This is a genomic window from Streptomyces sp. NPDC046939, assembly GCF_040644575.1.
In the GTDB taxonomy this organism is placed as follows: Bacteria; Actinomycetota; Actinomycetes; order Streptomycetales; family Streptomycetaceae; genus Streptomyces.
This window is the reverse complement of the sequence record NZ_JBEYWV010000056.1, coordinates 1-26626: the sequence shown is the minus strand read 5'-3', so window position 1 is coordinate 26626 and position 26626 is coordinate 1. Positions and strand designations below refer to the sequence as shown.

26 protein-coding genes and 1 riboswitch are annotated in these 26626 nt (G+C 71.3%); of the genes, 10 read left to right on the top strand and 16 right to left on the bottom strand.

Annotation, left to right across the window (positions count from 1 at the left end; all coding sequences use genetic code 11):
- Positions 1-96: 96 nt before the first annotated feature.
- Together ABZ877_RS38580 and ABZ877_RS38575 are read right to left on the bottom strand one after the other, a co-directional pair.
- On the bottom strand, positions 97-462 hold the full coding sequence (locus ABZ877_RS38580; RefSeq protein ID WP_361081081.1) for an Rv2175c family DNA-binding protein: 366 nt from the start codon (positions 460-462) through the stop codon (positions 97-99).
- Positions 463-540: 78 nt separating this feature from the next.
- Positions 541-1704 carry an FAD-dependent oxidoreductase gene (locus ABZ877_RS38575; RefSeq protein ID WP_361081085.1) on the bottom strand — a complete coding sequence of 388 codons (1164 nt, stop codon included), beginning with the start codon at positions 1702-1704 and terminating at the stop codon, positions 541-543.
- Positions 1705-1933: 229 nt separating this feature from the next.
- A riboswitch (TPP riboswitch) is annotated at positions 1934-2047 on the top strand.
- Here ABZ877_RS38575 and thiO point away from each other — a divergent pair.
- The 5 genes from thiO to ABZ877_RS38550 all read left to right on the top strand — a co-directional run bounded on the left by thiO (position 2045) and on the right by ABZ877_RS38550 (position 7481).
- Entirely contained in the window at positions 2045-3226 is a 1182-nt protein-coding gene (gene thiO, locus ABZ877_RS38570) for a glycine oxidase ThiO (RefSeq protein WP_361081079.1), read from the top strand. Its footprint overlaps the riboswitch before it by 3 nt.
- Positions 3223-3423 carry a sulfur carrier protein ThiS gene (gene thiS / locus ABZ877_RS38565; protein ID WP_361081078.1) on the top strand — a complete coding sequence of 67 codons (201 nt, stop codon included), beginning with the start codon at positions 3223-3225 and terminating at the stop codon, positions 3421-3423. The genes thiO and thiS overlap by 4 nt, the downstream gene beginning before the upstream one ends.
- Before the next feature lies 1 nt (position 3424).
- Positions 3425-4219: a thiazole synthase gene (locus ABZ877_RS38560; protein ID WP_361081076.1), complete on the top strand. Its 795-nt coding sequence runs from the start codon at positions 3425-3427 to the stop codon at positions 4217-4219.
- Positions 4220-4300: 81 nt separating this feature from the next.
- Entirely contained in the window at positions 4301-6196 is a 1896-nt protein-coding gene (pknB, locus tag ABZ877_RS38555) for a Stk1 family PASTA domain-containing Ser/Thr kinase (RefSeq protein ID WP_361081074.1), read from the top strand.
- Positions 6197-6596: 400 nt separating this feature from the next.
- The gene (locus tag ABZ877_RS38550; protein ID WP_361081072.1) at positions 6597-7481 is read left to right on the top strand and encodes a deoxyribonuclease IV; all 885 of its coding nucleotides are present in this window, start codon (positions 6597-6599) and stop codon (positions 7479-7481) included.
- 25 nt (positions 7482-7506) lie between these two features.
- Here ABZ877_RS38550 and ABZ877_RS38545 read toward each other — a convergent pair whose 3' ends face one another.
- Positions 7507-8139 (bottom strand): sulfite oxidase-like oxidoreductase, encoded by a 633-nt coding sequence (locus ABZ877_RS38545; protein WP_361081070.1) that lies wholly within the window; start codon positions 8137-8139, stop codon positions 7507-7509.
- 185 nt (positions 8140-8324) lie between these two features.
- Here ABZ877_RS38545 and bfr point away from each other — a divergent pair, with 185 nt between their 5' ends.
- Positions 8325-8804: a bacterioferritin gene (bfr, locus tag ABZ877_RS38540; RefSeq protein WP_361081069.1), complete on the top strand. Its 480-nt coding sequence runs from the start codon at positions 8325-8327 to the stop codon at positions 8802-8804.
- Here the strand turns inward: bfr and ABZ877_RS38535 are convergent.
- Together ABZ877_RS38535 and ABZ877_RS38530 are read right to left on the bottom strand one after the other, a co-directional pair.
- Positions 8801-9106, bottom strand: a complete 306-nt coding sequence (locus tag ABZ877_RS38535; protein ID WP_361081067.1) for a (2Fe-2S)-binding protein — start codon at positions 9104-9106, stop codon at positions 8801-8803. The two genes, bfr and ABZ877_RS38535, sit on opposite strands and share 4 nt — an antisense overlap.
- Before the next feature lie 171 nt (positions 9107-9277).
- Positions 9278-10630 (bottom strand): class II 3-deoxy-7-phosphoheptulonate synthase, encoded by a 1353-nt coding sequence (locus ABZ877_RS38530; RefSeq protein ID WP_361081065.1) that lies wholly within the window; start codon positions 10628-10630, stop codon positions 9278-9280.
- Between the two features lie 263 nt (positions 10631-10893).
- On the opposite strand from ABZ877_RS38530, the gene ABZ877_RS38525 reads away from it, so the two are divergent.
- Complete coding sequence (locus ABZ877_RS38525) at positions 10894-12795, top strand: anthranilate synthase family protein (protein WP_361081063.1); 1902 nt, start codon at positions 10894-10896, stop codon at positions 12793-12795.
- Here ABZ877_RS38525 and ABZ877_RS38520 read toward each other — a convergent pair.
- The 5 genes from ABZ877_RS38520 to ABZ877_RS38500 all read right to left on the bottom strand — a co-directional run bounded on the left by ABZ877_RS38520 (position 12741) and on the right by ABZ877_RS38500 (position 17725).
- Positions 12741-13742, bottom strand: a complete 1002-nt coding sequence (locus tag ABZ877_RS38520) for a 2-hydroxyacid dehydrogenase (protein ID WP_361081061.1) — start codon at positions 13740-13742, stop codon at positions 12741-12743. The genes ABZ877_RS38525 and ABZ877_RS38520 overlap by 55 nt on opposite strands.
- A 117-nt stretch (positions 13743-13859) precedes the next feature.
- The gene (locus tag ABZ877_RS38515) at positions 13860-14888 is read right to left on the bottom strand and encodes a 6-phosphofructokinase (protein WP_361081059.1); all 1029 of its coding nucleotides are present in this window, start codon (positions 14886-14888) and stop codon (positions 13860-13862) included.
- 52 nt (positions 14889-14940) lie between these two features.
- Positions 14941-15654, bottom strand: coding sequence for a response regulator transcription factor (locus ABZ877_RS38510; RefSeq protein ID WP_361081057.1), 714 nt, complete (start codon positions 15652-15654; stop codon positions 14941-14943).
- Positions 15655-15718: 64 nt separating this feature from the next.
- Positions 15719-16939 carry a DUF5931 domain-containing protein gene (locus tag ABZ877_RS38505; protein ID WP_361081056.1) on the bottom strand — a complete coding sequence of 407 codons (1221 nt, stop codon included), beginning with the start codon at positions 16937-16939 and terminating at the stop codon, positions 15719-15721.
- A 36-nt stretch (positions 16940-16975) separates the two neighbouring features.
- The gene (locus tag ABZ877_RS38500; protein ID WP_361081054.1) at positions 16976-17725 is read right to left on the bottom strand and encodes a lysophospholipid acyltransferase family protein; all 750 of its coding nucleotides are present in this window, start codon (positions 17723-17725) and stop codon (positions 16976-16978) included.
- Between the two features lie 157 nt (positions 17726-17882).
- Between ABZ877_RS38500 and ABZ877_RS38495 the strand changes: the two genes are divergently transcribed.
- Positions 17883-18701 (top strand): alpha/beta fold hydrolase, encoded by an 819-nt coding sequence (locus ABZ877_RS38495; RefSeq protein ID WP_361081052.1) that lies wholly within the window; start codon positions 17883-17885, stop codon positions 18699-18701.
- Between the two features lie 121 nt (positions 18702-18822).
- On the top strand, positions 18823-19410 hold the full coding sequence (locus ABZ877_RS38490; RefSeq protein ID WP_361081083.1) for a hypothetical protein: 588 nt from the start codon (positions 18823-18825) through the stop codon (positions 19408-19410).
- Positions 19411-19413: 3 nt separating this feature from the next.
- Here ABZ877_RS38490 and ABZ877_RS38485 read toward each other — a convergent pair whose 3' ends face one another.
- The 6 genes from ABZ877_RS38485 to ABZ877_RS38460 form a co-directional block, all read right to left on the bottom strand.
- Positions 19414-20184 carry an endonuclease/exonuclease/phosphatase family protein gene (locus tag ABZ877_RS38485; RefSeq protein ID WP_361081051.1) on the bottom strand — a complete coding sequence of 257 codons (771 nt, stop codon included), beginning with the start codon at positions 20182-20184 and terminating at the stop codon, positions 19414-19416.
- Between the two features lie 80 nt (positions 20185-20264).
- Positions 20265-21218 carry an ROK family glucokinase gene (locus ABZ877_RS38480; protein WP_361081049.1) on the bottom strand — a complete coding sequence of 318 codons (954 nt, stop codon included), beginning with the start codon at positions 21216-21218 and terminating at the stop codon, positions 20265-20267.
- 53 nt (positions 21219-21271) lie between these two features.
- Entirely contained in the window at positions 21272-21754 is a 483-nt protein-coding gene (locus ABZ877_RS38475; RefSeq protein WP_361081047.1) for a DUF5304 domain-containing protein, read from the bottom strand.
- Positions 21755-21833: 79 nt separating this feature from the next.
- On the bottom strand, positions 21834-22949 hold the full coding sequence (locus ABZ877_RS38470) for an ArsA-related P-loop ATPase (RefSeq protein WP_361081045.1): 1116 nt from the start codon (positions 22947-22949) through the stop codon (positions 21834-21836).
- Between the two features lie 114 nt (positions 22950-23063).
- Positions 23064-23507, bottom strand: coding sequence for an SRPBCC family protein (locus ABZ877_RS38465; protein ID WP_361081043.1), 444 nt, complete (start codon positions 23505-23507; stop codon positions 23064-23066).
- An 89-nt stretch (positions 23508-23596) separates the two neighbouring features.
- The gene (locus ABZ877_RS38460) at positions 23597-24358 is read right to left on the bottom strand and encodes a metallophosphoesterase (RefSeq protein WP_361081041.1); all 762 of its coding nucleotides are present in this window, start codon (positions 24356-24358) and stop codon (positions 23597-23599) included.
- A gap of 352 nt (positions 24359-24710) precedes the next feature.
- Between ABZ877_RS38460 and ABZ877_RS38455 the strand changes: the two genes are divergently transcribed.
- Positions 24711-26507 carry an AMP-binding protein gene (locus ABZ877_RS38455; protein ID WP_361081039.1) on the top strand — a complete coding sequence of 599 codons (1797 nt, stop codon included), beginning with the start codon at positions 24711-24713 and terminating at the stop codon, positions 26505-26507.
- Positions 26508-26626: the final 119 nt, after the last annotated feature.

The window sequence follows — 26626 nt, the reverse complement described above, 5'->3', positions numbered from 1 at the left end:
GTAGGGTCTGCCGTCACGCGAACGGGGGTTTGCCCAGGCCGTTCACCGTGTCCCGCTACCGTGTCCGCGTGGCGCGCACACCGGACGGTTGTCAGGTCAGACGGCGAGCGCCTGGGCGCGGCGCTTCACCTCCGTGCCGCGATTCTCGCTCAGGGCCTGCGCGGGCGTGCCCGGCAGGGTCGGGTCGGGGGTGAAGAGCCACTCCAGCATCTCTTCGTCGTTGAAGCCGTCGTCCCGCAGGAGCGTCAAGGTGCCGGTGAGGCCCTTGACGATCTTGTCGCCGTCGATGAAGGCGGCGGGCACGTGCAGCGCCCGGTTCTCACCGCGGCGTACAGCGATCACCTGGCCCTCCTTCACCAGCTGGCGCACACGCGTCACCTCGACGCCGAGCCGCTCGGCGATGTCGGGAAGGGTGAGCCAGTCGGGGACGAGAGCATCGATCTTTGCGTCAATCTCGGTCACGGGACAAGCGTGCCATCCCGGACTGACAGACGGAAAGCCGGACCGGGCTGACCAGGTGTTTCCGCCACCCTACGGGGATCAGGACGCGGCGGACTTCAGCGGCCGGGCGGGGTCGGCCAGCAGCTCCGGGTCGAGCACGGTGCCGGCCTCGATGAGCTTGCGCCCCTGGGCCAGGTCCCGGGGCTTGCCGACGGCGAGGACCGCCACCAGGGCTCCTTCGCGCAGCCAGCACACCGACCAGGCCGCGCCTGCCGGGTCCCCGCGCCACACGGTCGTGTCGGCGGCGCGGTGGTGGCCCGCGTACTGCACGAACCGCCCGAACTGCTCCGACCAGAAGTAGGGCACCGGGTCGTACACGGCCGGTGTCTCACCGATGATGTTCGCGGCGACGGTCCGGGGCCCTTGCAGGGCGTTGTCCCAGTGGTGGACGAGCAGCCGCTCGCCGTAGCGCGCCGAGGGGAAGGACGAGCAGTCCCCGACGGCGTAGACATCGGCCACGGAGGTGCGCAGCCCGGCATCGGCGACGACCTCGCGGTGCTCGCCCAGCTCGATGCCGGACCCGGCGAGCCACCCGGTGGCGGGCCGGGCGCCGATGCCGACGACGACGGCCCCGGCGGGCAGCCGCGTCCCGTCGTCCAGGGCCACGAACCCGGGCTCGACGTGCTCCACGCGCGCGTGGGTGCGCAACTGGGCCCCCGCGTCCGCGTACCAGGCCGCCATGGGCGCGGCGATCTCGGCGGGCAGCGCCCCGGCCAGCGGTCGCTCGGCGGCCTCCACGACGGTGACCCGGCAGCCGGCCTCGCGGGCGGCGGTGGCGAACTCGGCGCCGATCCACCCGGCGCCCACGACCACCACGTCACGCTGCTCGGCGAGGACGGGCCGCAGCCTCTCGGCGTCGTCGAGGGTGCGCAGCAGGTGGACGCCGGGAACGCCGTCCGCACCGGGCAGCCGCACGGGTTCGGCACCGGTGGCAAGGACGAGGACGTCGTAGGACACGGCCCCGTCGGCGGTGTCGAGTTCATGGTCACCGGGTCGCACACCGGTGACCTCGCGCCCCAGCTCCAGGGTGACGCCGAGGGCGGCGAAGTCCACGTCGAAGGCGGACCCCTCGGCCTTTCCGAGCAGGACGGCCTTGGAGAGCGGCGGCCGGTCGTAGGGCGGATGGGGCTCGGCGCCGATCAGCGTGACGGTGCCCGCGAAGCCCTGTTCGCGCAGGGCCACGGCGGTCTGCACACCGGCCATCCCCGCGCCGACGATGACGACGTGCCGCTGCCCCTGAGGTGTTCCGTTGCCGCTCGGTTGCTCGCTCACCGGATCACCTTAGGCGTCCGATCTTGCGTCGGTCAGCGGCACGGGCCACTCCCGCGCCGTGACGTCCTGCACACGTGTCACTGGTTTAGCGATCAAGCCGCCGTCCGCACCGACGACCGTACTTACTGAGGAGCGCGCCGGGCGGTTAGGGTGGCCGACGTAAAGCACTCGCGGGAGCCCGTACGCAGCGGGCTGAGAGGGAGGCTGGAGCGGCCTCCGACCGTACGAACCTGATCCGGGTCATGCCGGCGAAGGGAGGGGCTGGACGCCCATGTCGCGTATCCCCCAGTCAACCGACGTCCTGGTCGTCGGGGGCGGCATCATCGGTCTCGTCACGGCGTGGCGGACCGCGCAGCGCGGCCTCACGGTCGCGGTCGTGGACCCCGCGCCGGGCGGCGGGGCCGCCCAGGTGGCGGCCGGGATGCTGGCCGCGGTCACCGAACTGCACTACGGCGAGCAGACGCTGCTCGCCCTGAACGTCGAGTCGGCGCGCCGCTATCCGCGGTTCGTGGCGGAGCTGTCCGAGGCCACCGGCCAGGACCTCGGCCACCGCGCGTGCGGCACCCTCGCGGTCGCCCTGGACGCGGACGACCGGGCGCACCTGCGCGAACTGCACGCCTTCCAGCGGAAGTCGGGCCTGGAGTCCGAGTGGCTGTCGGGCCGCGAGTGCCGCCGCCTGGAGCCGATGCTCGCGCCGGGCGTGCGCGGCGGCCTGCGGGTCGACGGGGACCACCAGATCGACCCGAGAAAGCTCGCGAGCGCCCTCGTGACGGCCTGTGAGCGGGCGGGGGTGACCTTCCACCGCCAGAAGGCCGAACGCCTCTCAGTGATCCACGACAAGGCGCGTGGCGTGACCCTGGCGGACGGCACGGTGCTGGAGGCCGGCCAGACGGTCCTGGCGGCGGGCAGCCACAGCGCCTCGCTGCCCGGCGTCCCGGACGAGGTCCGGCCACCGGTCCGCCCGGTCAAGGGCCAGGTCCTCCGTCTGACGGTGCCGCCCCGGTACGCGCCGTTCCTCAGCCGCACCATCCGCGCCGTGGTCCGTGGCAACCACCTGTACCTGGTGCCGAGGGTCGACGGCGAACTGGTCGTCGGCGCCACGAGCGAGGAACTCGGCTGGGACACCACGGTCACCGCGGGCGGCGTCTACGAACTCCTGCGCGACGCCCACGAACTGGTCCCCGGCATCACGGAACTCCCCCTGACGGAGACCTGCGCGGGCCTGCGCCCCGGCTCCCCGGACAACGCCCCGCTCCTCGGCCCCACCGCCCTGCCCGGCCTGCTCCTGGCCACGGGTCACTACCGCAACGGCGTACTGCTCACCCCGGTCACGGGCGACGCGATGGCCCACGCCCTGACGACGGGCGAACTGCCGGAGGAGGCCCGCCCCTTCACCCCGGACCGCTTCCCCGCCCCCACCCGCACCCCGGCCACCTCGGAGCAGCCCGCATGAACGTGTCCCTGAACGGCGAACCGCGCGCGGTGGCCACCGGAACCACCCTGGAGGCGCTCGTGGCGACGCTCACCACCGCGCACTCCGGCGTGGCCGCGGCCCTGAACGAGACGGTCGTACCCCGCACCCAGTGGCGGGCGACAGAACTGACCGAAGGCGACCGCGTAGAGGTCCTCACCGCAGTACAAGGAGGCTGACATGGCGGACGACGCCTTCGTCCTCGGAGACACCACCTACTCCTCCCGCCTGATCATGGGCACGGGAGGCGCCCCCAGCCTGGAGATCCTGGAGCGCGCGCTGACCGCGTCCGGCACCGAACTCACCACCGTGGCAATGCGCCGCGTGGACGCGACCGTGCACGGCTCCGTCCTCTCCGTCCTGAAGAAGCTGAACATCCAGGCGCTGCCGAACACGGCGGGCTGCTACACGGCGGGCGAAGCGGTCCTCACCGCCCGACTGGCCCGCGAAGCGCTGGGCACCAGCCTGATCAAACTGGAGGTCATCGCGGACGAGAGGACCCTCCTCCCCGACCCGATCGAGACGCTGGAAGCCGCGGAGACCCTGGTGGACGACGGCTTCACCGTCCTGCCGTACACGAACGACGACCCGGTCCTGGCCCGCAAGCTGGAGGACGCCGGCTGCGCGGCGATCATGCCGCTCGGCTCCCCCATCGGCTCGGGCCTCGGCATCCGCAACCCGCACAACTTCGAGCTGATCGTGGAGCACGCGCGCGTGCCGGTGATCCTGGACGCGGGCGCGGGCACCGCCTCCGACGTGGCGCTGGCGATGGAACTGGGCTGCGCGGGCGTGATGCTCGCCTCGGCGGTGACCCGGGCGCAGAAACCCGTGCTGATGGCCGAGGGCATGCGGCACGCGGTGGAGGCGGGCCGCCTCGCGTACCGTGCGGGCCGCATCCCCAGGCGCCACTTCGCCGAGGCGTCGTCCCCCACGGAGGGCCGCGCACGCCTCGATCCGGAGCGTCCCGCCTTCTGACGGTCACAGCTCTGCTGCAGTCCGGGCCCGGTCCCGCAGCGGGAAGCGGCCCTGTCAGCCACCCCTCGTACACTCGCCTGCGTGGACACGACCCTTCAGGACCCGTTGCTCGGGCATGTGCTCGACGGCCGGTACCGCATCGACGCACGGATCGCGGTCGGCGGGATGGCCACGGTCTACCGGGCCGTGGACACCCGCCTGGACCGCGTGCTCGCGCTCAAGGTGATGCACCCCTCCCTCGCCACGGACGCGACGTTCGTGGAGCGCTTCATCCGCGAGGCGAAGTCCGTGGCCCGCCTGGCGCACCCGAACGTCGTGGGCGTCTTCGACCAGGGCGCCGAGGGCGCGTACGTCTACCTGGCGATGGAGTACATCGCGGGCTGCACGCTCCGCGACGTCCTGCGCGACCGCGGCGCCCTGCGCCCCCGCGCGGCGCTCGACATCCTGGAGCCGGTCCTCGCCGCGCTCGGGGCGGCGCACCGCGCGGGCTTCGTGCACCGGGACATGAAGCCGGAGAACATCCTCATAGGGGACGACGGCCGGGTGAAGGTGGCGGACTTCGGCCTCGTCCGCGCGGTGGACACGGTCACGAACACCACCGGCACCCTCCTCGGCACGGTCTCGTACCTGGCCCCGGAGCAGATAGAGGACGGCACGGCGACCCCCGGTGTGGACGTCTACGCGTCCGGCGTGGTCCTGTACGAGATGCTGACGGGCAGCAAGCCGCACACCGGCGACACCCCGGCCCAGGTCCTCTACAAGCACCTGCACGAGGACGTGCCGCCCCCTTCCGCAGCCGTGCCCGGCCTGCCGGCGGCGCTGGACGCCTTGGTGGCGACGGCCACCGCGCACAGCCCGCAGGCCCGCCCGCACGACGCCGTGGAACTCCTGGCCCACGCGCGCGAAGCGCGGGCAGCGCTGACGGAACCGGAACTGGACACCGCGCCCCCGCAAGCCATCGAGACGCCGCACGCGGGAGCGGAGGACCGCACAAGCGTCCTCCCCCGAGCGGTAGAGCCACCCCCGGAAACCCGAACCAGCCGCCTGCAATCCCCACCCCCACTGCCACCCCACTCCTCCAGCACAACCAAACCCCGGCGCGCCAGGTTCGCGATCATCGCCGCGCTGCTCCTGATCCTCGGCATCGGCTCGGGCGTCTGGTACATCAACTCGGGCCAGTTCACGAAGGTCCCCCCGCTGCTGGCCAAAACAGAGGCAGAAGCGAAGAAGCGGCTGACGGACGCGGGCCTGCACCCCGCCGGCAAAACCACCTACGCGTACAGCGACACCTACAAGCGCGGCACGGTCATGAGTACGGACCCGGAGGCGAACGCCCGCATCCGCGACGACGGCACGGTGAAGCTGACCGTGTCCAAGGGCCCCAAGACGGTGAAGATCCCCGACCTGGAGGGCACCCGCCTCGCCACGGCCAGAAGCGACCTCGAAAAGCGCGGCCTGAAGCCGGGCATGGTCACCAAGGAGTTCAGCGAGGACATCGCCAAGGGCTCCGTGATCAGGACGGACCCCAAGGCCGACTCGACCCGCACCTCGGGTTCCGCGGTGGCCCTGGTCGTCTCCAAGGGCGCCCCCGTGGACGTCCCCGACGTCACGGGCGAGTCCGAGGACGACGCGGTCGCCGACCTCGAGGACGCGGGCCTCAAGGCGGAGATCGCCCCCACCCGCGTCACATCCGACGAGGACAAGGGCGACGTGGCCCGCCAGTCCCCGAGCGACGGCCAACTCTCCGAGGGCGACACGGTCACCCTGACGATCTCGAAGGGCCCCCCGCTGATCGAGGTCCCGGACGTAGAGGGCATGAACGTCGACGAGGCCCACGACACACTCGAGTCCGCCGGCTTCAAGGTCGACGAGGACCGCGGCCTCCTGGGCCTCTTCGGCGACACGGTGAAAAAGCAGTCGGTAAACCCGGGCGACAAGGCCCCAAAGGGCTCAACAATCAAGATCACGATCCGCTAGCCCCATCGGCGATCACCCGCGTACAGGACGAAAGGGGCTGGCGACTGGCCCCTCTCGTCTCGTGCACGTCTGACCCCCGCCGTCACGGCCACCGGCGGTCAGGCGCGTACTAGACGAGGGGGACGGGCCGCCGACCGTCACGACCGCCAACGGTCAGGCGCGTACGAGACGGGAGGGGGCGGTCGGGGTATGTGCGCGCGCAGCACTCGCGCGCGCGGTGAGGGCGGCCAACGCAAGCGGCGATGCCGGCAAGATGGCGAGCACGGACATGCCCCGGGCGGCCCCGGACCCACCCCCGCACCTGTCGGAGCGAGACGGATGGCCGCCAAGGAGGGCCCAGACGGCCACCCTCCCTTCGTCGCGTGACCGGCAGGCCCGAACCCATGACACCCTGGACAGGGTGAACACCCGCAGACCCCGCAATCCCGTCGGCGGCCACGTCCCGGTCGCCGGCGGCCTGGCCACCGTAGGCCTCCAGTACGCCCAGGACGTCAAGGCCGAGACCGTCCAGGTCTTCGTCGCCAACCCGCGCGGCTGGGCCACACCCCCCGGCAACCCGAAGCAGGACGACGCCTTCCGCGCCCGCTGCGCCGCCGAGGACATCCCGGCCTACGTCCACGCCCCGTACCTGATCAACTTCGGCTCCCACACCGAAGCCACCGTGGAGAACAGCGTCGCCTCGATGCGCCACTCCCTGCGCCGCGCCCGAGCGATCGGCGCCCTGGGCGTGGTCGTCCACACGGGTTCGGCGACGGGCGGCCGCGACCGTTCGGTGGCGCTGGCCCAGGTCCGCGCCCACCTGCTCCCGCTCCTGGACGAGCTGGACCACGAAGACGACCCGTTCCTCCTCCTGGAGTCGACCGCGGGCCAGGGCGCGTCCCTGTGCGCCCGCACCTGGGACTTCGGCCCGTACTTCGACGCCCTGGACCACCACCCGAAACTGGGCGTCTGCCTGGACACGTGCCACATCTACGCGGCGGGCCACGACCTCGCGGGCCCGGGCGGCATGAAGCAGACCCTGGACCTGCTCGTGGACACGATCGGCGAGGGCCGCCTGAAGCTCATCCACGCCAACGACTCCAAGGACGTCGTGGGCGCGCACAAGGACCGCCACGAGAACATCGGCGCGGGCCACATCGGCGCGGAACCGTTCCGGGAGCTGATGACACACCCCGCGACGGAGAACGTCCCGCTGATCGTGGAGACCCCGGGCGGCAAGGAGACGAACGCGACGGACATAGCGCGCCTGAAATCACTCCGGGGCGAACAGGCCCCGAACCAGTAGGCCCCGAACCGAAACGCCCCGAACCCTAGAGCTCAGGCCCCTCCCCGGGAACCTCCTGATAGGAGTACCGCTGCTCCCGCCACGGATCCCCCACGTTGTGGTACCCGCGCTCCTCCCAGAACCCCCGCCGATCCGCGGTCATGTACTCCACACCCCGCACCCACTTCGGCCCCTTCCAGGCATACAGATGGGGCACGACGAGCCGAACGGGGAACCCGTGCTCGGCGGTGAGCAGCTCCCCGCCCTTGTGCGTGGCAAAAATGGTCCGCTCCGCGGCGAAGTCGGCGAGCCGCATGTTGGAGCTGAACCCGTACTCGGCCCAGACCATGACATGTGTGACGGCGGGGTCCGGCGGCGCGAGCTCGAGGATGGTGGAGGCGCGCACGCCACCCCACTCGGCCCCGAGCATGCTGAACTTGGTGACGCAGTGCAGGTCACCGACGACGGTCGCGTAGGGGAGGGCCGAGAACTCCTCGTGGTTCCAGCAGTGCTTGCCGCCGTCGGCGGTAGCCCCGAAGACCCGGAACTCCCACCGCTCGGGCCGGAACTTGGGCACGGGCCCGTAGTGCGTGACCGGCCAGCCGCGCTGCAGACGCTGCCCCGGAGGAAGCTCCGGCTGCACTGCTCCTCCAGACTCGCGACCCACCGGCTGACCCATGCCTCCATCCTGACAGAAGCCGAGCGGTGACCGTGACCACGTGCCCGCCGACGGGCCGTGGGAACCCCGGTGGATCATTGATTCGGGGCAACTCGTACTAAGCATGCACTTACTGGACGCGTTGTGGGACCGGTGCGAGGATGCGCGGAACTTGCCCAGTCCACCACGTGGAAGGAGCCTCTGCGATGCAGGGCGACCCCGAGGTCATCGAATTCCTCAACGAGCAGCTCACGGGCGAGCTGACGGCCATCAACCAGTACTGGCTCCATTACCGGATCCAGGAGAACAACGGCTGGACCAAGCTCGCCAAGTACACCCGTGCCGAGTCCATCGACGAGATGAAGCACGCGGACAGGCTGACGGAACGGATCCTCTTCCTCGATGCCCTGCCGAACTACCAGCGGCTGTTCCACGTACGGGTCGGCCAGACGGTGACGGAGATGTTCCAGGCGGACCGGCAGGTCGAGGTCGAGGCGATCGACCGGCTGCGCCGCGGCATCGACGTGATGCGGGCGAAGGGTGATGTGACGTCGGCGCGGATCTTCGAGGAGATCCTGGAGGACGAGGAGCACCACATCGACTATCTGGACACGCAACTGGAGCTGATCGAGAAGCTCGGCGAGGCGCTCTACCTGGCCCAGCAGATCGAGCAGCCGGACAGCTAGGCGGCGACGGCCTCGTCCCCGGCGGCCTGAACGGTCTCAACGGCCTGAACGGTCTCGACGGACCGAACGGCCTCCACGGTCCGCACGGACTCAACGCCCCCGACCGCTTCGAGAGAGGAACCCCTCCGCGGCACAGACTCACCCCGCCCGAGCAACGCCTGGATCCGCCGCACGCAGGACCCGCAGTCGGTGCCGGCCTTGCAGGCTGAGGCGATCTGCCGCGGGGTGCAGGCGCCGCCGACGGCGGCGGCGTGCTGCTTGACCTGGTCCTCGGTGACTCCGAAGCAGTTGCAGACGTACACGCGGGTTCACCCCCCGGTCGGGACTCATGGGCGTTGCCGTCCCGACTCATCGGTGAGGCAAACCTAACCTTACCCGCCCGACCGGAAGCACAAAAGCGCCGTGGGGCGCGGATCGCTGTGATCCGCGCCCCACGGCGCTCTACGCAACCAAGGTCCTACACAACCGGCGCCCTACTGGTCGCGGTACATCTCGGCGACGAGAAACGCGAGGTCGAGCGACTGGCTGCGGTTGAGCCGCGGGTCGCAAGCGGTCTCGTATCGCTGGTGCAAATCATCGACGAAGATCTCGTCGCCACCGCCCACGCACTCGGTGACGTCGTCACCGGTGAGCTCGACGTGGATGCCGCCGGGGTGCGTGCCGAGCGCCTTGTGGACCTCGAAGAAGCCCTTGACCTCGTCGAGCACGTCGTCGAAGCGGCGCGTCTTGTGCCCGGAGGCGGCCTCGAACGTGTTGCCGTGCATGGGGTCGGTGACCCAGGCGACGGTCGCGCCGGAGGCGGTGACCTTCTCGACCAGCTCGGGCAGCTTGTCCCGGACTTTGTCGGCGCCCATGCGGACGATGAAGGTGAGGCGTCCGGGCTCGCGGTCCGGGTCGAGGCGCTCGATGTACTGGAGCGCCTCCTCGGCCGTGGTGGTGGGGCCGAGCTTGACGCCGATCGGGTTGCGGATCTGGGAGGCGAACTCGATGTGGGCGCCGTCGAGCTGCCGGGTGCGCTCACCGATCCAGACCATGTGGCCCGAGACGTCGTAGAGGTTGCCGGTGCGCGAGTCGACACGGGTCAGGGCCGACTCGTAGTCGAGGAGCAGCGCCTCGTGGGAGGCGTAGAACTCGACGGTCTGGAACTCGGCCGGGTCGGTGCCACAGGCGCGCATGAAGTTCAGCGCGTTGTCGATCTCGCGGGCGAGCTGCTCGTAGCGCTGGCCGGACGGGGAGGAGCGCACGAAGTCCTGGTTCCAGGCGTGGACCTGGCGCAGGTCGGCGTAGCCGCCGGTGGTGAAGGCGCGCACGAGGTTCAGCGTGGAGGCGGAGGCGTGGTACATCCGCTTCAGGCGCTCGGGGTCGGGGACGCGGGCGGCCTCGGTGAACTCGAAGCCGTTGACGGAGTCGCCGCGGTAGGTCGGCAGGGTGAGGCCGTCGCGGGTCTCGGTCGGCTTGGAGCGCGGCTTGGAGTACTGGCCGGCGATGCGGCCGACCTTCACGACCGGCACCGAGGCGGCGTACGTGAGCACGGCGCCCATCTGGAGCAGGGTCTTCAGCTTGTTCCGGATGTGATCGGCGGAGACGGCGTCGAAGGCCTCGGCACAGTCGCCGCCCTGGAGGAGGAACGCCTCTCCCTTGGCGACGGCCGCCATGCGGGCGCGCAGCAGATCGCACTCGCCCGCGAAGACGAGCGGCGGATACGACTCGAGGTCCGCGATCACATCGCGCAGAGCCTCGGCATCGGGGTACTCGGGCTGCTGCGCCGCGGGCAGGTTTCGCCAGGTGTTGCCAGCGCTCGCGCTGGTCTTAGCGTTCACGGTCACCCCGACAACATTACGGGGTCATGACCGGCGTCCAGCCCTCCGCTCATCTTTTGAGACAGGTGTACGCCGGACGCCTCACATGAGCCGGGCTTCGGGTACGGTTGCGCCCATGTTCGCGCAAGCGCTGACCCGCACCTGGTGGTGGACCGCAGATCCGGCGGCCCACTGACTGCGCGTTCCCAAGAAACCGCGAAGGCCGCCCGAGGGGCGGCCTTCAGTCGTTTGCGACCCGGGCTGTTCCTCTCTCAGGAAGGAACAGCCCCATGTCCGTACTGAACGAGATCATCGACGACACGCGCCCCTTCGCCCTGCTCCGCAGGCGCACCCCGGGCCGCGACCACGACACGGTCGAGGTCCTGATCGGCCGGACCCAGGAGTACGACCGTCTGGCGGACGTCCCGGAGGGCCTGGCCCTGGTCCCGTTCCGGCAGATCAGGGAGCGGGGCTTCGACGTACGGGACGACGGCACCCCGCTCACGGTCCTCATGCCGGAGGAGACCCACGAGATCCCCCTCACCGAGGCCCTGGCGCACCTCCCCCACCACGACGTGTCCGTCCGGGACGGCGCCTTCGACGTGGACGACGCCACGTACGCGCGGATCGTCGGGCGTGTCCTGGACGAGGAGATCGGCCGCGGCGAGGGCGCGAACTTCGTGATCCGACGGACGTACGAGGGTGAGATCCCGGGGTTCTCACGGGCCGACGCCCTCGCGCTGTTCCGGCGCCTGCTGGCCGGCGAACGGGGCGCGTACTGGACGTTCGTCGTGCACACGGGTGAAGGCGCGGGCGGGCGGACGCTGGTCGGCGCGAGCCCGGAGGTCCATGTGCGGATGTCCGGCGGCACGGTCGTGATGAACCCGATCAGCGGCACGTACCGCTATCCGGCCGCCGGACCGACCCCCGACGACCTGCTCGCCTTCCTCGCCGACGGCAAGGAGATCGAGGAGCTGTCGATGGTGGTGGACGAGGAGCTGAAGATGATGTGCACCGTCGGCGACATGGGCGGTGTCGTCGTCGGGCCGCGCCTGAAGGAAATGGCTCATCTCGCGCACACGGAGTACGAGCTGCGGGGGAAGTCGAGCCTGGACGTGCGCGAGGTGCTGAGGGAGACGATGTTCGCGGCGACGGTGACGGGGTCACCGGTGCAGAACGCGTGCCGGGTGATCGAGCGCCACGAGGTGGGCGGGCGCGGCTACTACGCGGGCGCCCTGGCGCTGATCGGCCGGGACGCGGGCGGCGCCCAGACGCTCGACTCCCCCATCCTGATCAGGACGGCGGACATCGACGCGGCGGGCCGTCTGCGCGTACCGGTGGGCGCGACGCTCGTACGGGGTTCGGACCCGGCGGGCGAGGTGGCGGAGACGCATGCGAAGGCGGCCGGGGTCCTGGCCGCGCTCGGCGTGCGCCCCGGGCGTCCGCGCGAGGAGTCCGCCCGGCCCGCGCTCGCCGACGACCCGCGCGTACGGGCGGCGCTCGACGGACGCCGGGCGGCGCTCGCCCCGTTCTGGCTCCGGATGCAGGAGCGCGACGGGGAGCTGAGCGGGCACGCGCTGGTGGTGGACGGGGAGGACACGTTCACGGCGATGCTGGCGCACGTACTGCGCTCGTCGGGGCTCGACGTGACGGTGCGGCGCTACGACGAGGCGGGGCTGCGGGAGGCGGTCCTGGCGCACGAGGGCCCGCTGGTGCTCGGCCCGGGCCCCGGGAACCCCTCCGACCTGACCGACCCGAAGATGACGTTCCTGCGGTCGCTGACGGCCGAGGTGATCGCCGGGCACCGGCACGGCGTGCTCGGCGTCTGCCTCGGGCACGAGCTGATCGCGGCCGAGCTGGGCCTGGAGATCGTCCGCAAGGACGTGCCGTACCAGGGCGCGCAGACGGACATCGATCTGTTCGGGCGGGCGGAGACGGTCGGCTTCTACAACAGCTTCGTGGCCCGCTGCGACGACGACGCCGCGCGCGAACTGGCCGCGCACGACATCGAGGTCAGCCGGGACGAAGCCACGGGCGAGGTGCACGCCGTACGGGGTCCGGGCTTCGCCGGGGTGCAGTTCCACCCGGAGTCGGTGCTGTCGCTGCGCGGCGCCGGGATCGTACGGGAGCTGATGGCTCAGCTGGCCTCGGCCGGGACGAGGACGTTCTCGGAGCGGCGGCCCGCGAGGTAGTCCAGGACGTTGTTGACGGTGGTCCCGACGATCTGGCCGACGGCGTCCTCGGTGTAGTACGCCTGGTGCGAGGTGACCAGGACGTTCGGGAAGGTGACGAGGCGGGCCAGGGTGTCGTCGTCGACGATCTCCAGGGACTTGTCGAGGAAGAACAGGCCCGCCTCGGCCTCGTACACGTCGAGGCCGACCCCGGTGAAGCGGCCCTCGCGCAGTTCGGCGACGAGGGCCTTGGTGTCGATGAGGCCGCCGCGGCTGGAGTTGACCAGGATCGCGTCGTCCTTCATGGCGCGCAGGGCGGCGGCGTCGACGATGTGCTCGGTGGAGGGCAGCAGCGGGACGTGCAGGCTGATCAGATCGGCCTCGGCGAAGAGGCGGTCCTTGTCGACGTACTTCATGCCGAGCTCGACGCACGCCGGGTTCTCGGCGACGTCCCAGCCGAGCAGGTTCATGCCGAAGCCGTGCGCGATACGGGTGAACGCGGCGCCGATCTTGCCGGTGCCGAGGACGCCGACGGTGCGGCCGCGCATGTCGCGGCCGAGCAGCCCGTCGAGGCGGAAGTTGAAGTCGCGGGTGCGGTTGCTGGCGCGGACGATGCGCCGGTTGACGGCCATCGCGAGGGTCCAGGCGAACTCGGCGACCGAGTACGGCGAGTAGTACGAGACCCGCGCGACGGTGAGGCCGAGCCGCTCGGCGACCTCCAGGTCGATGTTGTTGAAGCCGGTGGAGCGCTGGGCGATCATCCGGGTGCCGCCCGCGGCGAGGGTCTGGAGCACGTGGTGGTTGAGGGTCGCGTTGACGCTGGTGCAGATGATCTCGTAGCCGGCGGCGATGGGCGCGGTGTCCTCGTTGAGGAAGACGTCCAGGCAGCGGACGTCGTGGTGGCCTTCGAACGCCTTCTCGATGAGTGGCTTCTCGTCGGACTGCACGCCGAATGCGAGGATCTCCATGCCCGCGAGTCTAAGCCGCCCATTCCGCCCCAGCGATCGCAACCCAAGCCCCTCGGCCGACCCGATCAAGCCCCTCCGGCGATTGAGGAGCGGGGTCCGGGGCAGAGCCCCGTGACCTCAGCCGAAGAAGACGCCCACCTCTTCGTACAGGGCCGGATCCACCGTCTTCAAACGCGCCGTCGCCTCCGCAATAGGCACCCGCACAATATCCGTCCCCTGCAGCGCAACCATCTTCCCGAAGTCCCCATCCCGCACAGCATCAATCGCATGCAACCCAAACCTGGTGGCCAGCCACCGATCAAACGCCGACGGAGTCCCCCCACGCTGCACATGCCCAAGCACCGTCGTCCGCGCCTCCTTCCCCGTCCGCTTCTCGATCTGCTTGGCCAGCCACTCCCCCACACCGGAGAGGCGCACATGCCCGAACGAATCCAGGGACTCGTCCTTGAGGACCAGGTCACCGTCGCGCGGCATCGCACCTTCCGCGACGACGACGATCGGCGCGTACGAGGACGTGAACCGGGAGGTCACCCAGGCGCAGACCTGGTCGAGGTCGAAGCGCTGCTCGGGGATGAGGATGACGTTGGCGCCGCCCGCGAGGCCGGAGTGCAGGGCGATCCAGCCCGCATGGCGCCCCATGACCTCGACGACCAGGACGCGCATGTGGGACTCGGCGGTGGTGTGGAGCCGGTCGATGGCCTCGGTGGCGATGCCGACGGCCGTGTTGAAGCCGAAGGTGTAGTCGGTGGCGGAGAGGTCGTTGTCGATGGTCTTCGGGACGCCGACGGCCTTGATGCCGTACTCCTCGGTGAGCCGGGCGGCGACGCCGAGCGTGTCCTCGCCGCCGATCACGATGAGCGCGTCGACGCCCTGGGCCGCGAGGTTCTCCTTCACGCGCCGGATGCCGTCCTCCGCCTGGAGGGGGTTGGTGCGCGAGGAGCCGAGGATGGTGCCGCCGCGCGGCAGGATGCCGCGGACCGCCGGGATGTCGAGCCGTACGGTGGCGTTCTCCAGGGGCCCGCGCCAGCCGTCCCGGAAGCCGACGAAGTCGTAGCCGTAACTCTGCACGCCCTTGCGGACGATGCCACGGATGACGGCGTTGAGCCCGGGGCAGTCGCCGCCGCCGGTCAGTACTCCGACCCTCATCGCGTAACTCCCTTGTCACGGTGAGCAGTTGGAGCAACTGTCCCGCGCGGGGTCACTCGTCGTCCAGACCCCGTTCGATGGCGTAGCGGACGAGTTCGACCCGGTTGTGCAACTGGAGTTTGCCGAGGGTGTTCTGCACGTGGTTCTGCACGGTGCGGTGCGAGATGACCAGGCGCTCGGCGATCTGCTTGTAGCTGAGGCCCTTGGCGACCAGGCGCAGCACCTCGGTCTCCCGCTCGGTCAGCTCGGGCGCCTTCGGCTCGTCGGCGTCGGGTGCCGGGGCGGGCTCGGAGGCGAGGCGCCGGTACTCGCCGAGGACGAGTCCCGCGAGGCCGGGCGTGAAGACCGGGTCGCCGACGGCGGTGCGGCGCACGGCGTCGATCAGCTCCTCGGTGGAGGCGGACTTCAGCAGATAGCCGGTGGCGCCGGACTTGACCGCCTCCAGGACGTCGGCGTGCTCGCCGCTCGCGGAGAGCACAAGGACCCGCAGCGACGGGTCGTGGCCGACCAGCTCCTTGCAGACCTGCACGCCCGGCTTGGCGGGCAGGTTCAGGTCCAGGACGAGGACGTCGGGGCCCGCCGCCCGCGCGCGGCGCACCGCCTGCTCGCCGTCGCCCGCGGTGGCGACGACGTCGAACCCGGCCGCGGCGAGGTCGCGGGCGACGGCGTCGCGCCACATCGGATGGTCGTCGACGACCATGACCTTGATCGCCGGCCGTCCGTCGTCGCCGCCGAAGCCTCCTCCGCCGGTCTGCCACTCGTTCATCGTTCCGGTCCCGCCTTCCCCCGTGTCGTTCGTTTTCTGTGCCGTGCAAGCCGGTCGAAGCCGGTCAGTTCTTCTTCGGTACGGTCAGCTCGACCTCCGTGCCCTGCCCGGGTACGGAGATCAGCTCGGCGGTGCCGCCGATGTCGCGCAGCCTGCCGCGGATGGACAGGGCGACACCGAGCCGCCCCTCGCCCTCGGCCTGGGCGAGCCGACCCGCCGGGATGCCGGGCCCGTCGTCCCGTACGGTCACGATCACCGCGTCCGGGTCGTCCTCGACGAGGATCCACGCGTGCGCGTCCGCGCCCGCGTGCTGCCGCACATTGTCCAGGGCGGCGCTGACGGCGGCGGCCAGCTCGCGGGCGGCGGCGGGTCGCATCAGGACCGGGGCGCCCGGCTCGGAGAAGGTGACGCGGGCGCCCGCGTGCCCGGCGAGCAGGGGCCGCAGGTCACACGGTCCCCCGGCGTCCGCCAGGTCCCCGGCCCGCTCGGGCTCGTACACCGTACGGACGACGGCTCCTTGCGCCGCGTCCTCGGAGACCCGCGATGCGGGGTTCAGGCCGCCGGCGACCAGGGTGCGCAGGGCTACCTCCTGCTCGCCCGCCATCCGGCCCAGCTCGGCGGCCTCGCCGCCCAGGGCGTTGCCGCGCCGCTGCACCATGGCGAGGACCTGGAGGACGCTGTCGTGGATGTCGCGGGCGAGGCGCTCCCGCTCCCTCGTCGCCGCCTCGATCTCCAGGGCGCGGGCGAGGGTGCGCTCGGAGGCGCGGGCCACCTCGACCACGTAGCCGATGGCGACGGAGGCGATGCAGACGAGCACCACGTTGTGCAGGGTGCTGCGGCTCAGGACGCCGCGCTGGATCACATTGGCGACGCCGACGAGCAGGGACGCCGAGGCCGCCCAGCGCCAGCCGCCCTTGAGCGCCCAGGCGAGGACCGCGCCCGCCGTCCATATCGAGGGCAGGGTCGAGCCGCCGGTCACCGCCCGCTCGTGGCCCGCGACCGGCGAGAGCAGGATGCCCGCGACGGCGACCGTCAGGTCGGCCGCGAGGAACCGCTTGGTGCACCGGCCCGCGCCCGACACCCGTGGCAGCGTCGCCAGCGTCCACACCGCCATGACGGCGAAGTAGGCGATGGCCACCCAGGGCCGCTCGTACACCTCGTACGCCGACGCGAAGAGGCCGATCGCGTACAGCATGGTGAGGACGCGGTAGCCGCGCAGGGCGTGCCACAGCGGCTGCTCCACCGACATCCGTACGACCTGCTCGCGCCTGACCGTGCTCCCCATGATCCCTGCCCCCCGTGCACCGCTCACCGCTCACCGCTACGGGCGAGGCGCGCCGCCCCGCTCCTTCTGCGCCTCTTTCTGCGCTTCCTTCTCGGCCTTCGCCGCCTCCGCGATCTGCCGCTTCGCGGCGGTCGCGTAGATGTCGACGTACTCCTGGCCGGACAGCTTCATGATTTCGTACATGACCTCGTCGGTCACCGCGCGCAGCACGAACCGGTCGCCTTCCATGCCCTGGTAGCGGGTGAAGTCGAGCGGCTTGCCGATCCGGATGCCGGGGCGCATGAACTTCGGCATCACCTTGCCCGGCGGCTGGATCTTCTCCGTGTCGATCATGGCGACGGGGATGACCGGCGCACCGCTGGCGAGCGCCACGCGCGCGAGGCCGCCCGGCTTGCCCCGGTACAGGCGGCCGTCGGGCGAGCGCGTGCCCTCGGGGTAGATGCCGAACAGCTCGCCGCGCTCCAGGACCTCCAGGCCGCTCTTGATGGCGGCCTCACCGGCTCCGCGCGACCCCGAACGGTCCACGGGCAGCTGGCCGACGCCCTTGAAGAAGGCGGCCGTCAGCTTGCCCTTCACGCCCGGCGTGGTGAAGTACTCGGCCTTCGCGATGAAGGTGACCTTGCGGTCGAGCACGGCCGGAAGGAAGAACGAGTCGGAGAACGAGAGGTGGTTGCTGGCGAGGATGGCCGCTCCCTCGGCGGGGATGTTCTCGATGCCCTCCACCCACGGCCGGAAACCGAGCTTCAGCGGCCCCCCGATGGCCACCTTCATTGCGCCGTAGATCAACCCACTGCCTTCCCTCGTCCGAGGTTCAGACCTTAACCCGCGGGGCCGTCCGGCGGCCCGACGACCCTGGTCGGTGTCAGTCCGGTCGCGTACGGTGAGGAGCACGTCCCACCCCTCTTCTGCCTCTTCCACGGATTTCACGAACTGGAGACCGAACGTGCCGGTCCTTCCCGGAGCCGAGCCGTACCGCCATGACGGCGGCGAGGTCGGCGTCCTCCTCTGTCACGGTTTCACCGGATCACCCCAGTCGCTCCGCCCCTGGGCCGAACATCTGGCCGCTCGGGGCCTGACCGTCTCGCTGCCGCTGCTGCCGGGCCACGGCACCCGCTGGCAGGACATGGCGGTCACCGGCTGGCAGGACTGGTACGCGGAGGTGGACCGCGCCCTGCGCGACCTCACAGAGCGGTGTTCCCAGGTGTTCGTCGCGGGCCTGTCGATGGGCGGCGCCCTCGCGCTGCGTCTCGCGGCGCTCCACGGCGACCAGGTGGCGGGCGTGGTCGTGGTCAACCCGGGCAACAAGGTGCACGGTCTGGCCGCGCACGCCCTTCCGGTGGTCCGGCATCTCGTCCCGTCGATCAAGGGCATCGTCGACGACATCGCCAAGGAGGGCTCGCACGAGGTGGGCTACAGCCGGGTGCCGCTGCACTCCGCGCACCAGTTGCGCCGCTTCTTCCAGGTCGTGGACCGTGAACTGCCGCAGGTGACCCAGCCGTTGCTGCTGCTGCACAGCGCCGTGGACCATGTGGTGCCGCCCGTCGACTCCGCGCGCGTGCTGAGCCGCGTCTCCTCCAGGGACGTCACGGAGATCCTGCTGGAACAGAGCTACCACGTCGCGACGTTGGACCATGACGCGGACCGGATCTTCGAGGAGAGCCACGCCTTCATCGCCCGGCTCGCTCCGAGTGTCGGCAAGACGCCCAGCGCGGGTGTGAGCGGGCCCGGCGAGGGCGCGGAAGGGACGGCCAGCAGTGGCTGAGCAGGAGCGGCGGGAGCCGGGGAGCCCAGACAGCCCGGACAGCCCGGACGGCGGCGAGGAGCAGGCGCCGCCCGCGGCCGGGGCCGGGCAGTCCCGGCGGGACGGGGAGGAGCAGGGCGCGCTGCCGCTCGACGAGGACGCGGTGTGGGCGCAGATCGTCGCGGGGTATGGGGAGGAGCCGCCGGACCCGCCGGGCGCGAAGCCGTTCAAGTCGGTGGAGGACCTGGCGCTCCTGGAGACGGAGCCGAACCCGACGCCGTCGGCGGACCGGGACGGGACGGACGAGGACGGGGCAGAAGGGCCGGGCGGGGCCGACGCGGCGGACAGAGGAGCGAAGAAGGACGCCAAGGGCCCGCTGGGCTCCTCGGTCTCCTTCGCGCCCGGTGTCGGCGGCGCCATGCCGGGCCCCCGCGACCACACCCCGGCGGAGCCGTCCGACGACGACTTCGACGCGGACGACGAGGGCCACTTCGTCCCGCCGGAGCCGCCGCCGCTGCCCGACGCGGACGTGACGGCCCGGTTCGCCTGGCTGGCCGTGGTCGGCGGCCCGGTGCTGCTGCTCGTCGCGGTGCTGCTCGGCTGGTCGATGACGTGGTGGCTGGCGACGCTCTGCATCGGCGGCTTCCTCGGCGGCTTCGGCACGCTGGTCGCCCGGATGCAGTCGGACGACGACGAGGACGACGACCCGGGCCGCGGAGCGGTGGTCTGAGGCTCAGGGCCTTTCTTCGGCCGCGGCGGCGGGGACCTTGAGGGCGGCCAGGACCGGCAGATGGTCCGTGGCCGCCCTCAGCTCGTCCTCGGGCAGGTCCGCCGGAACCCCGCAGCCCAGGATCTCGATGCCCTTGGTGGCGAGGATCGCGTCGATGCGCTGATGGGGGTCGGCCGGGGTCGAGGTGAACTCGCGGCCCCAGGGCCGGGTCGCCCACGCGTCGTTCAGAGCGGCGGCGAGGCGCCGGAAGGTGCGTCCGTCGGGCCGCTCGTTGAGGTCACCGCCCGCGACGACGTGCTCGACGCCCGCCTCCCGCATCGCCTCGACACGGTCGAGCAGCATCCCGCCCTGCGCGTACCGCTCCTCCTTCGACAGGCTCAGATGGCAGCTGACGACACCGAGCCGGGCGCCCCCGAACCGGACGACGGCGGTGGCGAAGCCGCGCCGGTGCAGCCCGGGCGTGAGCGGCAGGAGCACGTCCTCGGTGCGCTCCACCGTGGCCCGCAGCGAGCACAGCAGGGCCGGGCCCGCCGCGCTGCCGCCGCCCGAGAGGTAGACCAGGTCCGAGGCGCGGGCGAGCCGGGCGAGCTGCTTGCGCCAGCGGAAGAAGCGCGGCGCCTCCTGGATCAGGACCAGGTCGGGGGCGCACCGCTTCATGACGCGGGCCAGGGCGACCGGGCTGTCGCGCATCGAGCGGATGTTGTAGCTGAGGACGCGGATGACGGCGGAACCGTCCGCTTCGGTGCGGGAGTCGGGGAGCGTGCCGGAGTCCATGAAGATCAAGATACGCCGGTGCCCGCCGTCCCCGGAGGGAACGACGGGCACCCGACGGGCACGGAAGGCCGTGCGGAGCGTCACATGATCGGGTCGGGCTCCCGCGCCAGGTCGGCCGCGCCGACCATGCCCGCCTTGTTGCCGAGCTGGGCGGCGATGACGTCGGCGACCGGCCGCCAGTTGCCGCCGACGAGCCAGCGCTTGTAGGACTTGCGGATCGGGTCGAGGACCAGCTCGCCCTCGTCCGACAGGCCGCCGCCGACGATGAACGCCGAGGGGTCGAAGAGCGAGGCGAGGTCGGCGAGGCCCGCACCGGCCCAGCGGGCCAGCTCGCGGTAGGAGTCCACGGCGACCAGGTCGCCCTGGCGGGCGGCCATCGAGATGTGCTTGCCCTCGATGCCGTCGGGGGTGCCGTCGCCGAGCGAGAGCAGGTACTCCGCGTTCTCCGGCGTCGCGTTCGCGCGCTGCTTCGCGTAGCGGACGAGGGCGCGCCCGGAGGCGTACTGCTCCCAGCAGCCCTGCGAGCCGCAGCCGCACAGCAGGCCGTCCGGCACCATGCGGATGTGGCCGAACTCGGCGGCGACGCCGAAGTGGCCGCGGCGCAGCTTGTTGCCGATGATGATGCCGCCGCCGAGGCCGGTGCCGAGGGTGATGCAGATGACGTTGCGGTGGCCCTTGCCGGCCCCGAACTTGTACTCGCCCCAGGCCGCCGCGTTCGCGTCGTTCTCCACGACGACGGGGAGGCCGACGCGCTCCTCGACCTTCTCCTTCAGCGGCTCCTGGCGCCAGTCGATGTTCGGCGCGAAGTACACGGTGGAGCGCTGGCGGTTGACGTAGCCGGCGGCGCCGATGCCCACGCCCACGATCTCGTGCCCGGCCCTGGCACCTTCCACGGCCGAGGCGATCGCGTCCACGATCCCGTCAGGCGTGGAAGGCGTCGGCACCTTGAACGTGGAGAGGATGTTGCCCTCCTCGTCGACCACGCCGGCCGCGATCTTCGTGCCGCCGATATCGACGCCGATGGTGAGTCCCATGAATCCCTCAGTTCGGTCGAGCCCCGCTAGGGCCCACCGTACCTGAGCGGCGTTCAGTCGAGGTCGATGTGTTCCCCGCCGGGGCCTTCGTCCGTGGGCTTCCGGGGGGCCTGCACGTCCTCGGGACCCGGCGCCGGCCGTGCCTCCTGTGCCCCTTGCGTCCAGCGGCGCTCCTGGGTCTCGACGGCGGAGCGGTAGGCGGCAAGCAGCTCGGAGCCCGCGGCGGCCAGGTGGTCGAAGACATCGGAGTTGCGCTCGATGACGGGCTCGACGACCGAGCGGGCCTGGCGGACGAACTGCCTGGCGACCTGCTCGGCGGTGCCCTGCGCGACAGCGCCCAGGAACGGGGCCTGTATCCCGGACAGCTTGTCGGTGACCGCGTCGACGAGCTTGCGCAGCTCCTCGGCGGCCGAGCCGGGAGGCGCCCCGTACTCGGCCCGGCGGCGGGCCTTCTCCGCCGCGAGATCCTCGGCGCACGCCTGCTCCCAGGCGTCGGCGTCGACCCGGGGTGCGGACTGCTCGGTGGCGTCGCTCATGACGGCTGACTCCTGCGGGGAGCGAAGAACACGTGGAAACGCTGACCCCATCGACGGTACCCGAACGGGTGCGGGCCGTTCACCGGTTCCGCGGCCACAGATCCGGGTCCGGGGCGAACCGCACCCGCAGCTCACCCTCGACGAGCCCGGCCCCCGCGACGGTGCAGCGGCGCAGCGCCGAGGGCAGCGGAACGATACGGCGGAAGGCTCCCGCGCCGACGACGATCTCGTCGCCGCGCCGGATCAGCGTCAGCTCCTCGCGGACGGCGCCGGGCAGCGGGATCCGCCAGACGAGGACCCCGTCCCCGGCTATGCGGTCCTCTATGGACCAGGAGCTACGGGGTCCGGGCTCGCCCGGTGCCGGGACGGCGAGGGCGTCGAGGTCGGCGGTGCTCGGGTCGTGGCCCAGGTGAGGTGTCTCGTACGCGCCCGCCCACTGGCCGACGATCTTGCGCTGCCGGGCGGCGGCGTCGGCCAGCCACGGGTCGGTCGAGCCGTCGGGCAGGACCCGGTTGGCGATCAGCGCCTCGGTGCGCAGGCCGAGCAGGGCCAGTGCGGTGCCGGTGGTGCGCAGGGTCTCGACGGCGGCCAGGGTGGGTTCGGCGACGAGGCGTACGTGGCTGGAGTCGGCGTCGATCACGGCCTGCGCGGCGGCGAGCTCCGCGTCCCAGCGGGCGGCGGCCTCGTAAAGACCCTCCGTCGGCATCGGCACCCCGGCGAGCCGTCCGAGGACGGGGCGCAGGGCGCGGGCCGCCTGGCGCTCCGCGGGCAGGAGGCGGCGCAGGTAGCGGCGCAGTTGCCCGGGCAGGGCGAGCGTGGCGACGGCGCGGGGTGCGGGCGATATGTCGACGACGACCAGGTCGTGGCCGCCCTCGGCGCTGTCGCGCAGGGCCCGCAGCAACGCGAGTTCGGTGCTCCCCGGCAGCGGGGTCAGCTCGTCGGCGTCCAGCTTGGCGGCGCCGAGCAGATCGAGCGCGGACCCGGCCCGCTCCTGCAGCGCGAGCAGATCCTCGCGGAACCGCTGGTCCGGAACGAGCCGCGTGACGTCGACCCCGTCCCCCAGCTCCCCGAACCGTCCGGCGTCGGCGCTGATGAGATGCGTACGCAGCCCGTCCCGGGCGGCCCTGAGCGCGGTGGCGACGGCAATGGTGGTACACCCGGAACCGCCGGCCCCGGTGACGAAGAGGGTACGCATGACACCCGAATCTACCTGCCCCGAAAACGCCCCCTCAGGGGCGCGAGCTCAGGGGCGCGAGGAACCGCGCACTTCAACCTGAATCCGGCCCGCACAGGAAAACCCCGCCAGGGATTACGCGGGCCCGCCCGACTCCACCCGCTTCTTCAGCCCGGCCAGCGCCCGGTCGATGATGACCTTCTCCGCCTTGCGCTTGATCATCCCGAGCATGGGGATCTTGACGTCGACGGTGAGGGAGTACGTGACCTCGGTCCCGGCCCCGGAGGGCTTCAGCACGTACGACCCGTCGAGCGACCGCAGCATCTGGGACTTCACGAGGGTCCAGGACACCTCGTTCTCCCCGGCCCAGGTGTACTTGAGCGTCTGGTCGTCCTTGATCGCGCCGGCGTCCATGACGAGGCGGACCTGCTCGGCGCGCCCGGCCTCGTCCACCGCGAGGACCTCGGACTCCTTCACCTCGCCGGTCCAGTCCGGGTAGCGGGCGAAGTCGGCGATGACCGCCATGACGTCGGCCGGCGCCGCCTCGATCGTGATGCTCGAGCTGGTGTGTTCCGCCATCGCGGTGGCTCCTCCAGATGCGGTCCGGCGTACGGGCGTATGTCTCGCGTAGATGCAGTGCAGGTTATCGCGCGGGGAGGGCCCCGCCGTCACCACTCCAGGGCCCACGGCCGCCCCGTGCGCGCGAAGTGGCCGACATTCACACACTCCGTCGCCCCGATCCGCATGCGCCGGACGAGCGGCTGGTGGACGTGGCCGAACAGGGAGTAACGGGGCCGGGTGCGGCGGATGGCCTCCAGGAGCGCGCGGCTGCCGCGCTCGAAGCGCCGCGCGACCGTGTCGTAGACCAGTTCCGGAACCTCCGGCGGAATGTGGGTGCAGAGCACGTCGACCTCCCCGACGGCCTCGATCTTGGCGGCGTACTCCTCGTCGGAGATCTCGTACGGGGTGCGCATCGGGGTGCGCAGCCCGCCGCCGACGAACCCGAAGACCCAGCCGCCGATCTCCACCCGCTCCCCGTCGAGCACGGTCGTGCCGGGGCCCGCGTACTCACTCCACAGGTGCGGCATGTCGACATTGCCGTAGGTGGCGTACGTCGGTGTGGGGAACGCGGCGAACAGCTCCGTGTACTGCTTGCGGACCGCTTTCTCGATGGCGGGCCGCCGGTCGATGCCCGCCCACAGCTCGGCCCCGAGGGCGCGCGCCTCCTCGAAGCGGCGGGCGGTGCGCAGCTCCACGAGCCGGTCGGCGTTGGCCTCGCCGAACAAGTCGGGAAAAATGCCGCGCGAGTGATCGGCGTAGTCGAGGAAGAGGACCAGGTCACCGAGGCAGACGACGGCGTCGGCGCCGTCTCCCGCCCGTGCGAGGTCGGTGGAGTTTCCGTGCACATCGCTGACCACATGAACGCGCATGTGATCACCCTAGGACCACCGGCCGACCACTCGGAAGTACGGGGCCGTCCCCGGCCGCAAGGCCCGGACCTGCGGTTACTTCCGAGTCGTCGGACACGTGGACTACTGTGCGCTGAGCACCGCCGTGACGTGTGACGCAGCGAACATCTGGCTCGGACCCCCTACCGAAAAAGCAGTACTGGTGGGTAACGTCCGGGCAGTCCAGTCGTGCTCAGTTCAATCAACGAGTCGTCGGCCGACCGATCAGTCTGTCGGCGCCTGTCGGCGGAGTACTGAGCACCTGCCCGATCTTGGACCGCACCGACGCATCGCACAGAGTCGTGGCGCCGGCGCCTTATGAGGAGCAGCAGTCTTGCGCGAGTTCAGCCTTCCGGCTTTGTACGAGGTCCCTGCGGACGGCAATCTGACCGATATCGTCCGCAGAAACGCCGCGCAGCATCCGGACGTCGCCGTCATCGGCCGCAAGACCGACGGCGTCTGGCAGGACGTCACCTCCGTCGAGTTCCTCGCCGACGTGCGGGCCGCCGCCAAGGGGCTCATCGCCGCGGGCGTCCAGGCGGGCGACCGGGTCGCCCTCATGTCCCGTACCCGCTACGAGTGGACGCTCCTCGACTTCGCGATCTGGAGCGCGGGTGCGATCACCGTACCCGTGTACGAGACCAGCTCCGCCGAGCAGATCCAGTGGATCCTCGGCGACTCCGGCGCCGTCGCGATCGTCGTCGAGTCCCCGGCGCACTCCGCCGCCGTCGACTCCGTACGCGGACGCCTCCCCGAGCTGCGGCACGTCTGGCAGATCGAGAGCGGCGGCGTCGACGAGCTGCGCCGCGACGGGGCCGAGGTCCCCGACGCGAGTGTCGACGAGCGCAGCCGCGTCGCGAAGGCCGACGACCCGGCCACGATCGTCTACACCTCCGGGACCACCGGCCGCCCCAAGGGCTGCGTCCTGACCCACCGCAGCTTCTTCGCCGAGTGCGGCAATGTCGTGGAGCGCCTGAAGCCCCTGTTCCGTACGGGCGAGTGCTCGGTGCTCCTCTTCCTCCCGGTCGCGCACGTCTTCGGGCGGCTCGTCGAGGTGGCGTCGCTGATGGCGCCGATCAAGCTCGGGCACGCGCCGGACATCAAGAACCTCACCGACGAGCTCGCCGCGTTCCGGCCCACCCTGATCCTCGGTGTGCCGCGCGTCTTCGAGAAGGTCTACAACTCGGCGCGGGCCAAGGCGCAGGCCGACGGCAAGGGCAAGATCTTCGACAAGGCGGCGGACACGGCGATCGAGTACAGCCGGGCGCTGGACACGCCGAGAGGCCCCTCCTTCACCCTGAAACTGAAGTACAAAGCGTTCGACAAACTCGTCTACAGCAAGCTGCGGGCCGTCCTTGGCGGGCGCGGCGAGTACGCGATCTCCGGCGGCGCCCCGCTCGGCGAGCGGCTCGGCCACTTCTTCCGTGGCATCGGCTTCACGGTCCTGGAGGGCTACGGCCTCACCGAATCGTGCGCCGCGACCGCCTTCAACCCCTGGGACCGGCAGAAGATCGGCACGGTCGGGCAGCCGCTGCCGGGCTCCGTGATCCGCATCGCCGACGACGGCGAGGTGCTGCTCCACGGCGAACACCTCTTCACCGGCTACTGGAACAACGAGGGCGCCACGGAGGAGGCCCTCGCCGACGGCTGGTTCCACACCGGGGACATCGGCACGCTCGACGAGGACGGGTACCTCCGGATCACCGGGCGCAAGAAGGAGCTCATCGTCACGGCGGGCGGCAAGAACGTCGCCCCGGCCGTCATCGAGGACCGCATCCGCGCGCACGCGCTCGTCGCCGAGTGCATGGTCGTCGGGGACGGGCGGCCGTTCGTCGGCGCCCTCGTCACCATCGACGAGGAGTTCCTCGCCAAGTGGGCCTCGGACAACGACAAGCCGGCGGACTCCTCCGTCGCCTCCCTACGGACCGACCCGGATCTGCTGGCGGCGATCCAGACGGCGGTCGACGACGGCAACGCGGCGGTGTCGAAGGCGGAGTCCGTCCGGAAGTTCCGGGTGCTGGGGACGCAGTTCACGGAGGAGTCGGGGCACTTGACTCCGTCTTTGAAGCTGAAGCGAAACGTTGTGGCAAAGGATTACGCGGACGAGATCGAGGCGATCTACCGCGGGTGACCGGGTGAGCCGCCCACGCGCCGTAGGCCACTCTGTGATCATGCGACCGCACCTCTCGTCGTGGCTGGTCGCGCAGTTCCCCGCGCCCCTGAAGGCATGCGGCTTCGCCGCGCCTTCAG